The organism is Pseudomonas emilianonis, from assembly GCF_023072625.1.
Lineage (GTDB): Bacteria > Pseudomonadota > Gammaproteobacteria > Pseudomonadales > Pseudomonadaceae > Aquipseudomonas > Aquipseudomonas paraveronii.
In genome coordinates this window covers 1-10,378 of the sequence record NZ_JAKNRV010000180.1, presented here as the reverse complement: position 1 = coordinate 10,378, position 10,378 = coordinate 1, and the positions used below count along the sequence as shown (strand labels likewise).

The 10,378-nt window shown below is 61.9% G+C and carries 11 protein-coding genes; 5 read left to right on the top strand and 6 right to left on the bottom strand.

Going from position 1 to position 10,378, the window contains the following annotated elements; translation table 11 throughout:
* Positions 1-865, bottom strand: an 865-nt coding sequence (locus L9Z73_RS17915; RefSeq protein ID WP_247403550.1) for an MFS transporter, incomplete at its 3' end; no start/stop codon positions are given.
* A gap of 468 nt (positions 866-1,333) precedes the next feature.
* On the opposite strand from L9Z73_RS17915, the gene L9Z73_RS17910 reads away from it, so the two are divergent.
* Together L9Z73_RS17910 and L9Z73_RS17905 are read left to right on the top strand one after the other, a co-directional pair.
* Complete coding sequence (locus L9Z73_RS17910) at positions 1,334-1,738, top strand: acyl-CoA thioesterase (protein ID WP_010566936.1); 405 nt, start codon at positions 1,334-1,336, stop codon at positions 1,736-1,738.
* 57 nt (positions 1,739-1,795) lie between these two features.
* Positions 1,796-2,695 carry a D-hexose-6-phosphate mutarotase gene (locus tag L9Z73_RS17905; RefSeq protein ID WP_247403547.1) on the top strand — a complete coding sequence of 300 codons (900 nt, stop codon included), beginning with the start codon at positions 1,796-1,798 and terminating at the stop codon, positions 2,693-2,695.
* A gap of 118 nt (positions 2,696-2,813) precedes the next feature.
* On the opposite strand, the gene L9Z73_RS17900 is transcribed toward L9Z73_RS17905, so the two are convergent.
* The 5 genes from L9Z73_RS17900 to L9Z73_RS17880 form a co-directional block, all read right to left on the bottom strand.
* Positions 2,814-3,350 (bottom strand): DUF3299 domain-containing protein, encoded by a 537-nt coding sequence (locus L9Z73_RS17900; RefSeq protein ID WP_247403545.1) that lies wholly within the window; start codon positions 3,348-3,350, stop codon positions 2,814-2,816.
* Positions 3,351-3,428: 78 nt separating this feature from the next.
* Positions 3,429-3,674: a GlsB/YeaQ/YmgE family stress response membrane protein gene (locus tag L9Z73_RS17895; RefSeq protein ID WP_005792540.1), complete on the bottom strand. Its 246-nt coding sequence runs from the start codon at positions 3,672-3,674 to the stop codon at positions 3,429-3,431.
* Positions 3,675-3,781: 107 nt separating this feature from the next.
* Positions 3,782-4,867 (bottom strand): 5-(carboxyamino)imidazole ribonucleotide synthase, encoded by a 1,086-nt coding sequence (locus L9Z73_RS17890; RefSeq protein WP_247403542.1) that lies wholly within the window; start codon positions 4,865-4,867, stop codon positions 3,782-3,784.
* 11 nt (positions 4,868-4,878) lie between these two features.
* On the bottom strand, positions 4,879-5,370 hold the full coding sequence (purE, locus tag L9Z73_RS17885) for a 5-(carboxyamino)imidazole ribonucleotide mutase (RefSeq protein ID WP_003195648.1): 492 nt from the start codon (positions 5,368-5,370) through the stop codon (positions 4,879-4,881).
* A 331-nt stretch (positions 5,371-5,701) separates the two neighbouring features.
* Positions 5,702-6,610: a LysR substrate-binding domain-containing protein gene (locus L9Z73_RS17880; protein ID WP_247403539.1), complete on the bottom strand. Its 909-nt coding sequence runs from the start codon at positions 6,608-6,610 to the stop codon at positions 5,702-5,704.
* A 182-nt stretch (positions 6,611-6,792) separates the two neighbouring features.
* Here L9Z73_RS17880 and aspA point away from each other — a divergent pair, with 182 nt between their 5' ends.
* From aspA to L9Z73_RS17865, 3 genes are all read left to right on the top strand, one after another.
* Positions 6,793-8,217 (top strand): aspartate ammonia-lyase, encoded by a 1,425-nt coding sequence (gene aspA / locus L9Z73_RS17875; protein ID WP_247403536.1) that lies wholly within the window; start codon positions 6,793-6,795, stop codon positions 8,215-8,217.
* 380 nt (positions 8,218-8,597) lie between these two features.
* The gene (locus L9Z73_RS17870; protein WP_247403533.1) at positions 8,598-10,049 is read left to right on the top strand and encodes an alanine/glycine:cation symporter family protein; all 1,452 of its coding nucleotides are present in this window, start codon (positions 8,598-8,600) and stop codon (positions 10,047-10,049) included.
* A gap of 73 nt (positions 10,050-10,122) precedes the next feature.
* The coding region (locus L9Z73_RS17865) for an asparaginase domain-containing protein (RefSeq protein ID WP_247403531.1) at positions 10,123-10,378 on the top strand (256 nt) is incomplete at its 3' end.

The following is a 10,378-nucleotide window of genomic DNA, read 5'->3' as shown; positions in this document are numbered from 1 at the left end:
CTTGCAGCGCAACGGTCGGGCTGAAGTGGTAGATGGTTTGCAGCACGGTCGGGGTCATCAGGATGACGACTACGACGCCGGCCGACAGCAGCCAGGTCAGCAGCATCGACAGCACGATGGCGCCACGGTGGTCGCGCAGTACCGCGCGCAGCGGCAGCTCGGCGGCGAGTGTCTTGCGTTGCTGCATCTCGGCGAAGATCGGCGTTTCATGCAGCCAGCGGCGCAAGTACACCGACAGCAGGCCGAACACACCGCCGAGCAGGAACGGGATGCGCCAGGCGTAATCCGAGACCTGTTCCGGGCTGTAGAGCGTGTTGATGGCGGTGGCCACCAGCGAACCCAACAGGATGCCGGCGGTGAGGCCGCTGGTCAGGGTGCCGCAGGCGTAGCCAATGTGGCGCGGTGGGACGTGTTCGGAGACGAACACCCAGGCGCCCGGGACTTCGCCGCCGATCGCCGCGCCCTGGATCACGCGCATCAGCAGCAACAGGATCGGCGCCCACAGGCCGATCTGCGCGTAGGTCGGCAGCAGGCCCATGATCAGGGTCGGCACGGCCATCATGAAGATGCTCAGGGTGAACATTTTCTTGCGGCCCAGCAGGTCGCCGAAGTGCGCCATGATGATGCCGCCCAGGGGGCGCGCCAGGTAGCCGGCGGCGAAGATGCCGAAGGTCTGCATCATGCGCAGCCACTCGGGCATGTCGGCAGGGAAGAACAGTTTTCCGACCACGGTGGCGAAAAACACGAAGATGATGAAGTCGTAGAATTCCAGCGCCCCGCCCAAGGCAGACAGCGACAGGGTTTTGTAGTCGTTGCGGGTCAGCGGGCGCGACGGTTGCGCACTGCTTGCGGGCACGGAGGACATGGCAAGGCTTCTCTTATAGTAATCAGCGTAATAAGGACGGCACGCCCTGGACTTGCGGCGGTCTGGCAAGATAACAAATCGCCGGAAAAAGCACAGCGTCGAACGCTTAACCGTCCAGACAGGCGAAATCCCCACGGCGCAGAGAGTCCGTCAACCTGGGCAGAAGAACAGTTGCCGGAAAAAGCTCCGTTACAGCGTCTATTTACCGACCAAATGAGCGCCCAGAGGTCGTCGCGACGCCAGCGTCTCGATATACTCGGCCCTTGCAAGCGCCAGACCCGCAGTCTTGAGGGGCTGCTGTGCCAAAACGCCGTTGGGTGCCATCCAGCCGGTTTGGCAGAGTTTCCCTTTAGTACGCCTTACGAGAAACACAGCTCGCGTCGTGCGTTGGTGCTGGAATGTTTTTCTACGAGACGGCTATCCACTTGAAACACTCATGAAGCGTCACGGCTCAGAGGCACCCTCGGCATGATCGAACTCGAACAAGAAGATCCCATCCCGCAAGGCGATCTCGCCCTGCAAATCACCGCGCTTCCGCGTGAAACCAACGGTTTCGGCGATATCTTCGGCGGCTGGCTGGTCTCGCAGATGGACCTGGCCGGAACGGCGATGGCCAGCAAGGTCGCAGGCGGACGTGTCGCTACCGTGGCCATTGATCGCATGGCGTTCCTGGTGCCGGTGGCCGTGGGCGCGCAATTGTCCTTCTATACCCAGGCCCTGGAAATCGGCCGCAGCTCGATCCAGATGATGGTCGAAGTGTGGAGCGACGACCCGCTGTCCAGCGAATGGCGCAAGGTCACCGAGGCGGTGTTCGTGTTCGTCGCCATCGATGGCAGCGGCCGTACCCGTTCGGTGCCGTCGCGGGCGCGTTAAACCTCGCCGGGTTTTGACGGTCAATTGCCCATTGCCTGCCATTGAGAGTGCTTTGTTATGCCGACGCCCCACGTTGAAACCGTCAAAATCGACGAGCTGGACTGCTGGCGCATCCGCCACAACGGTGCCGAACTGATGGTGGCCCAACAGGGCGCGCACATCTTCAGTTACCAACGCGCAGGCGAGCAGCCGCTGATCTGGCCGAACAAGGCAGCCGTCTTCAAGGCCGGCAAAGGTATCCGCACCGGTGTCCCGGTGTGCTGGCCGTGGTTTGGCGTGTTCGACCGCAACCCGCAAAGCGTGCAGGCCATGCGCCAGAGCGATCAACCTGCGGGTGCCCACGGTTTCGTGCGTACTGCAATCTGGGAATTGGCCACGACCGAACTCGACGGCGACGCGCTGCGTGTCGACCTGGTGCTCCCCGTGCCTGCGGGCGGCTTTCCCGGCTGGCCCCATCAGGTCGACCTGAAGCTGAGCCTGCGCCTGGACGATCAACTGCACATTCGCCTGACCAGCCATAACCATGGCCACGAAACGGTGACCCTCAGCCAGGCGCTGCACACCTACTTCGCCGTAAGCGACGTGCGCAACGTGCAGGTCGAAGGCCTGGACGGGTGTTCGTATATCGATACCGCCGACGGTTGGGCCACCCGGCAACAGGCGGGGCTGCTGCACTTCAGCGCCGAGACCGACCGCATCTACCTCGACACACCCGCGCAGTTGAACATTGTCGATAAAGACTGGCAGCGCCGCGTCCAGCTCACCAGCGAAGGTTCCCGGTCGACCGTGATCTGGAACCCCTGGACCGAACGGGCCAAGGCCTTCGACGACATGGCCGACGACGGCTGGCAGGGCATGTTGTGCATCGAGACGGCGAATGTGCTGGATGATGTGGTGGCGTTGGCGCCGGGCGAAAGCCACACGCTGGGTGTGAGCATCATCAGTCTCGCGCTGTAAACCCAATCAAAATGTGGGAGGGGGCTTGCTCCCGATAGCAGAGGGTCAGTCAGCACATTTGTGTCTGATAGACCGCTATCGGGAGCAAGCCCCCTCCCACATTGTTATGCGTTGGGTTTTAGAGATCCGACTCCTTCACCACCCGCACCTTCTGCGCATCCAACGCATACGCCGCATCCGCCAGGTCATTGTTGACCGTCTCCACCTTCACTGTGCCCGTGACCCACAGCGGCGTGTAGATATCATCCAGCTTCAACCCCTTGGGGTAACGCACCAATACCAACTGGTTCGGCGGCGGTGGCGGCACGTGGATGCATGCGCCGGGGTATGGCACCAGGAAGAACAGCGTACTGCGGCCCTTGGCGTCGGTTTCCAAGGGCACCGGGTAACCGCCGATACGGATGTTCTTGCCGTTCATGGCGGCCACGGTCTTGGTGGAATACATCACCGCCGGCAACCCCTTGCTCTGCTTCAAGCCACCTTTGTCGGTAAAGGTGCCCTGGGATTCGGGGGAGTTGTGGTCGATTTCCGGCATCTGTTCGAGGGCTTTCTGGTCCGACAGCGGCATCAGGTCCAGCCAGTCGGTTTCCGGCAATTCGCCAGCATGAGCCAGGCCTTGGCCGAGCAGGAGAAACATCAAGAGGAGACGGCGCATGGAGGAGCTCGACAAGGTAAACAGTGCCGGCATTCTAGCCCTCTGCGCCTGCGCAGCGCAGAGGACTTTGTCGCTCGATTACTTCTTTTTGATCAGGCCGTAGATCACCAATAACACAATGGCGCCGACCAATGCGCCGATGAAGCCCGCGCCCTGGCCTGCCTGGTAGATACCCAGTGCCTGACCGCCGTAGGTGGCGGCAAGGGAGCCGGCGATACCCAGCAGGATGGTCATGATCCAGCCCATGCTGTCGTCACCGGGCTTGAGGAAACGCGCCAGCAGGCCGACGATCAGGCCGATAAAGATGGTTCCGATGATACCCATGGCATTTCCCTCTGATTGAATGCGAGTCATGAAAAAGCCTAGTCAGGCTTTATCATCCTGCAATCAGAGAGACGGCGGCCACCAATGGTTCCCGCCGCTCCCAAGGATTATTGCTCGGCGATCAACGCCTCTACCTTAAGGATCTGCGCTTGCAGCGTCGCACGGTCCTGGCAGCGCAGGTTGGCGTGGCCGACCTTGCGCCCGGCCTTGAAGGCCTTGCCGTAGTGATGCAGGTGGCAATCGTCGATGGCGACGACTTTTTCAACCGGCGGTACCACACCGATGAAGTTGAGCATGGCGCTCTCGCCCACCTTGGCCGTAGAGCCCAGCGGCAAGCCCGCCACCGCGCGCAGGTGGTTCTCGAACTGGCTGCACTCGGCGCCTTCGGTGGTCCAGTGCCCGGAGTTATGCACGCGCGGGGCGATTTCGTTGGCCTTGAGGCCACCGTCGACTTCAAAGAACTCGAACGCCATCACGCCGACATAATCCAGTTGCTTGAGCACACGGCTGGAATAGTCTTCGGCCAGGGCCTGCAACGGGTGATCGGTACTGGCCACGGACAGCTTGAGGATGCCGTTGTCGTGGGTGTTGTGGACCAGCGGGTAGAAGCGGGTCTCGCCATCGCGGGCACGCACGGCGATCAGCGAGACTTCGCCGGTGAACGGCACGAAGCCTTCCAGCAGGCAGGCCACGCCGCCCAGCTCGGCGAAAGTGCCGACCACATCGGCGGCGGTGCGCAGGACTTTCTGGCCCTTGCCGTCGTAACCCAGGGTGCGGGTTTTCAGCACGGCCGGCAGGCCGATGCTGGCGACGGCGGCGTCCAGGTCCGCCTGGGACTGGATATCGGCGAAGGCCGGGGTCGGAATGCCCAGGTCCTTGAACATGCTCTTCTCGAACCAGCGGTCACGGGCGATGCGCAAGGCTTCGGCGCTCGGGTACACCGGCACGAACTGCGAGAGGAAGGCCACGGTTTCGGCCGGGACACTTTCGAACTCGAAGGTCACCAGGTCGACTTCGTCGGCCAGTTGGCGCAGGTGGTCCGGGTCGCTGTAGTCAGCGCGCAGGTGTTCACCCAACGCGGCCGCACAGGCATCCGGCGCCGGGTCCAGGAAAGCGAAGTTCATCCCCAGCGGCGTTCCCGCCAGGGCCAGCATGCGACCCAGTTGGCCGCCACCGATTACACCGATTTTCATCGTCAACAACCTCAGGCGATACGTGGGTCTGGATTGTCCAGCACGCTGTCTGTCTGCTCAGCACGGAATTTTTTCAGCACCGCGTGGAACTGCGGGTGCTTGGCGCCCAGGATGCTGGCGGACAGCAACGCGGCGTTGATCGCGCCGGCCTTGCCGATCGCCAGGGTCGCCACCGGAATACCGGCCGGCATCTGCACGATGGACAACAGCGAATCCACGCCCGAGAGCATCGACGACTGCACCGGCACGCCAAGCACCGGCAGGTGGGTCTTGGCCGCACACATGCCCGGCAGGTGCGCTGCACCGCCGGCACCGGCGATGATCACCTCGATGCCACGGGATTCTGCTTCATCGGCATACTGGAACAGCAAATCCGGGGTGCGGTGGGCAGAGACCACTTTCACTTCATACGGAATGCCGAGTTTTTCCAGCATATCGGCGGTGTGGCTAAGGGTGGACCAATCGGACTTGGAGCCCATGATCACGCCAACCAATGCACTCATCGTCGTGCCTCTTCTCTCTGGGCGCCCGCAGGCGCGTCAAAAAACAACAAGCCACGCGGGAAATCCGGCGTGGCTTGGTGTACGAAATTTGGCCGGTTGGACCGGCCGAAGGCCGCGCAGTATACCGTAATAACGCAGATAAACAGCCCCTCGGATGACCATCTGTCTAGCGGCACAAACCGGCGGTTTTATTGACTTAAAAGTCAGCGAAAACACCACAAATCCCTGTGGGAGGGGGCTTGCTCCCGATAGCAGTGTGTCAGGTAATAATATGTCACTGATACACCGCTATCGGGAGCAAGCCCCCTCCCACCGTTGAGCGGTGCTGGACTCACGTATTCTGCGCCGCGCCACCTTCCAGCTTGCGCCACAACAACCGCACATTCGCCTTACGCACCAACGCACAGCGATACAGGCGAATCTCCAGCGGCACATGCCATTGCGACCCGCCGCACACCACCAGCTCACCGCGGGCCAGTTCCGCCCGCACACTCAGTTGCGGCACCCAGGCAATGCCCAGGCCTTCCAGGGCCATGCTTTTAAGGCTGTCGGCCATCGCGGTTTCGTAAACCGTGGTAAAGCGCAGGGCACGTTGGCGCAACAGCAGGTTCACCGAACGCCCCAGAAATGCCCCGGCGCTGTAGGCCAGCAGCGGCACACTGCCCTCGCCTTCCAGGTCGAACAACGGCTTGCCCTCGGCATCGGCGGCGCACACCGGGAGCATTTCGGTATTGCCCAGGTGCAGTGACGGGAAGATCTCCGGATCCATCTGCATCGCCGCATCCGGGTCGTAGAACGCCAGCATCAAATCGCAGCCGCCTTCGCGCAGGGCATGCACGGCATCGCCGACGTTGGTGGCGACCAAACGGGTCGCAATGTTCAAACCCTCGTTGCGCAATTGCGCGATCCAGCGCGGGAAGAAGCCCAGCGCCAGGGAGTGGGCCGCCGCCACTTGCATGACTTCGCCCTGCCCGCCTTCCAAGTGATGCAAATGACGCAGCACTTCACCGAGTTGCTCGACCACCGTGCGCGCAGTCACCAGGAACAACTGCCCCGCAGCCGTCAATTCCACCGGCGTGCGCGAGCGGTTGACCAGGGTCAGGCCCAGTGCGGCCTCCAGGCTGCGGATACGGCGGCTGAACGCCGGCTGGGTGACAAAGCGTCGCTCCGCCGCCTGGGAAAAACTGCGCGTCGCCGCCAGGGCGCTGAAGTCTTCCAGCCATTTGCTCTCAAGGTTCATCAGTTCCTCCCACGGGTGCGCACCATTTTGGCCCACACGCCCGCCATGATAGCCGGGTCACACGACTATTATGCCGTTTGTGCATAGGCCAGTGCTTAACAGCATTGGCCCAAAAACTTCCACAAGCCTAGCATTCACAGCGTTCCGGCTAGTTCCGGGTCCATATCGAGATGATTTCCATCATGTCCTCCGCTGCATCATTCCGCACAGAAAAAGACCTGCTTGGCGTACTCGAAGTACCTGCCCAAGCGTATTACGGCATCCAGACCCTGCGAGCGGTGAATAACTTCCGCCTCTCGGGCGTTCCGATTTCGCATTACCCGAAATTGGTGGTCGGCCTGGCAATGGTCAAGCAAGCAGCCGCTGACGCCAACCGCGAGTTGGGCCAGCTCAGCGAAGCCAAGCACGCAGCCATCAGCGAAGCCTGTGCCCGCCTGATCCGCGGCGACTTCCACGAAGAGTTCGTGGTGGACATGATTCAAGGCGGCGCGGGCACTTCAACCAACATGAATGCCAACGAAGTCATCGCCAACATCGCGTTGGAGGCCATGGGCCACAACAAGGGCGAATACCAATACCTGCACCCGAACAACGACGTGAACATGGCGCAGTCGACCAACGACGCCTACCCAACCGCGATCCGCCTGGGTCTGCTGCTGGGCCATGACGCGCTGCTGGCCAGCCTCGACAGCCTGATCCAGGCGTTCGCCGCCAAGGGCGTCGAGTTCAACCATGTGCTGAAAATGGGCCGTACCCAATTGCAAGACGCCGTGCCGATGACCCTCGGCCAGGAATTCCGCGCCTTTGCCACCACCCTCAACGAAGACCTGGCCCGCCTGAAAACCCTGGCGCCGGAGCTGTTGACCGAAGTGAACCTGGGCGGCACCGCCATCGGCACCGGCATCAACGCCGACCCGCGTTACCAGGCCCTGGCCGTACAACGCCTGGCCACCATCAGCGGCCAACCGCTGGTTCCGGCGGCAGACTTGATCGAAGCCACCTCCGATATGGGCGCCTTCGTACTGTTCTCCGGCATGCTCAAACGTACTGCGGTGAAGCTGTCGAAGATCTGCAACGACTTGCGCCTGCTGTCCAGCGGCCCACGTACCGGCATCAACGAGATCAACCTGCCGGCACGCCAGCCAGGCAGCTCGATCATGCCCGGCAAGGTCAACCCGGTGATCCCGGAAGCCGTCAACCAAGTGGCCTACCAGGTCATCGGCAACGACCTGGCCCTGACCATGGCAGCCGAAGGCGGCCAACTGCAGTTGAACGTGATGGAGCCGCTGATCGCCTTCAAGATCTTCGACTCGATCCGCCTGCTGCAACGCGCCATGGACATGCTGCGCGAGCATTGCATCGTCGGCATCACCGCCAACGAAGCGCGCTGCCGCGAACTGGTGGAGCACTCCATCGGCCTGGTCACCGCGTTGAACCCGTACATCGGCTATGAAAACGCCACCCGCATCGCGCGTATCGCCCTCGAAAGCGGCCGCGGCGTGCTGGAACTGGTGCGCGAAGAAGGCTTGCTCGACGACGCCATGCTCGACGACATCCTGCGCCCCGAAAACATGATTGCCCCACGTTTGGTCCCGCTGAAGGCCTAAGCGTTTGTTGCACCGCTCACCAGGCTGAGGGACTAGACACCTCTCACCTTTTGAGGGCTTGAAGGCTCGTTCTTCAGGCCCTTTTTTTTGCCTCAAGGTTGTGAAATGACGCCCATAAAAATTCCAATATTGCCCTTGCCCGCCACCCTTTGGCTGAAACCTTTAATCAGCCCAGGCAGACGGATCGCGTTCGCCTAGGTATAGTGCCGCCCCTCTTCGCGCCAGCGGCCGTCGGTAACGAGGCCCGGACACACGCGAAACCGCATGAATAACAACACCCGCAAAAGGATTGGGTCGAACCGTCGCGCACTGCCTGGTGCCAAGCGACAGCGTCGAACCGTCCTGCGTTTGCCATTAGAAAAATCAGCGAGGAACACTCCATGCTCGAAGTCATCAACGACTTCCTCTCCGGGAAAGTACTGATCGTGCTCATTGTCGGGCTCGGTGGCTACTTCACGATCCGCTCGCGTTTCGTTCAGTTGCGTCACTTTTTCCACATGTTTTCGGTGTTTCGCGACAGCCTGAAAAACAGCTCCGAACAGCTCAGCTCGTTCCAGGCGCTGATGCTCAGCCTGGCCGGCCGCGTCGGCGCCGGTAACATCGCAGGCGTCGGCATTGCCGTGACCCTGGGCGGCCCGGGTGCCGTGTTCTGGATGTGGGTCACCGCGTTGGTGGGCATGTCTTCGAGCTTTATCGAGTGCTCCCTCGGCCAGCTGTACAAGCGCACCGACGCCGAAGGCAGCTTCCGTGGCGGCCCGGCCTATTACATCCAGCACGGCCTGCACAAACGCTGGCTGGGCATGGTGATGGCGTTCCTGCTGCTGGTGACCTTCGGCTTTGCGTTCAACGGCCTGCAAGCGCATGCCGTGACGCATTCGCTGAACAACGCCTTCGGCCTCGACACCACCTACACCGGCCTGGCCCTGGCGGCATTGCTGGGCCTGGTGTTCATCGGCGGGATCAAGCGGATCGCCTCGATCGCCGACCTGCTGGTGCCGGTCAAGACCCTGGTCTACATCGCCGTGACCCTGTACGTGATCGTGCTGCAATTCGACCACGTGCCGGCCATGCTCGCGACCATCGTCAAGAGCGCGTTCGGCCTCGACCAGGCCTTCGGCGGCCTGGTCGGCAGCGCGATCATCATGGGTGTGAAGCGCGGCGTGTTCGCCAACGAAGCCGGTTTGGGCAGTGCGCCTAACGTGGCGGCAGTCGCGTCGGTGGAACACCCGATCGCCCAAGGTGTGGTGCAAGCGTTCAGCGTGTTCCTCGACACCTTCGTGATCTGCACCTGCACCGCGTTGCTGATCCTGCTCTCCGGTTTCTACACCCCAGGCTTCGAAGGCGACGGCATTGCCCTGACCCAGAACTCCCTGGCGGCCGTGGTTGGCGAGTGGGGCCGGATGTTCATCTCGGTGGCCCTGGCGTTGTTCGTGTTCACTTCGATCATGTACAACTACTACCTCGGCGAGAGCAACCTGCGCTTTTTGGTCGGCAACAACCGCAAGGTGCTGATGGGCTACCGCGCACTGGTGCTGGTGCTGATTTTCTGGGGTTCCATTGAGAACCTGAGCACCGTGTTCGCCTTTGCCGACATCACCATGACGATGCTGGCATTCGTCAACCTGTTCGCCCTGGCGTTCCTGTTCAAGATCGCCATGCGCATCCTGAATGACTACGACAACCAGCGCGCAGCGGGCATCAAGACCCCGGTCTTCGACTCCAGCCAGTTCCCCGACCTGGACCTGGACCGCAACGCCTGGCCGGCCAACCCGGTGAAACCGGAGCCTGCCGCTAAAGCGCCTGCTGAATCGATCGCGCTGGCGCAACGCTAAGCGTAGATGACACGCCGCCTGGCCTTGGGCATGCTCTGGGCTTGGCGGCGTTTTTCGTTCAGGAGATTTTTCGATGCAAGCAGCTAACAACGTCATGGTGCTCTACACCGGCGGCACCATCGGCATGCAAGCCAGCGCCAACGGCCTGACCCCCGCATCCGGTTTCGAAGCCCGTATGCGCGAACAACTCGCCAACCAGCCCGTGCCTGCATGGCGCTTCCGGGAAATGGCGCCGCTGATCGACAGCGCCAACATGACCCCGGCCTACTGGCAGCGCCTGCGCACCGCCGTGGTCGAGGCCGTGGACGACGGTTGCGACGCGGTGCTGA

Bases quoted from the DNA above. Each gene is read 5' to 3' on its own strand.
- L9Z73_RS17910 (WP_010566936.1), top strand. From the start codon at position 1,334: ATGATCGAACTCGAACAAGAAGATCCCATCCCGCAAGGCGATCTCGCC.
- L9Z73_RS17905 (WP_247403547.1), top strand. From the start codon at position 1,796: ATGCCGACGCCCCACGTTGAAACCGTCAAAATCGACGAGCTGGACTGC.
- L9Z73_RS17900 (WP_247403545.1), bottom strand. From the start codon at position 3,350: ATGCGCCGTCTCCTCTTGATGTTTCTCCTGCTCGGCCAAGGCCTGGCT.
- L9Z73_RS17895 (WP_005792540.1), bottom strand. From the start codon at position 3,674: ATGGGTATCATCGGAACCATCTTTATCGGCCTGATCGTCGGCCTGCTG.
- L9Z73_RS17890 (WP_247403542.1), bottom strand. From the start codon at position 4,867: ATGAAAATCGGTGTAATCGGTGGCGGCCAACTGGGTCGCATGCTGGCC.
- purE (WP_003195648.1), bottom strand. From the start codon at position 5,370: ATGAGTGCATTGGTTGGCGTGATCATGGGCTCCAAGTCCGATTGGTCC.
- L9Z73_RS17880 (WP_247403539.1), bottom strand. From the start codon at position 6,610: ATGAACCTTGAGAGCAAATGGCTGGAAGACTTCAGCGCCCTGGCGGCG.
- aspA (WP_247403536.1), top strand. From the start codon at position 6,793: ATGTCCTCCGCTGCATCATTCCGCACAGAAAAAGACCTGCTTGGCGTA.
- L9Z73_RS17870 (WP_247403533.1), top strand. From the start codon at position 8,598: ATGCTCGAAGTCATCAACGACTTCCTCTCCGGGAAAGTACTGATCGTG.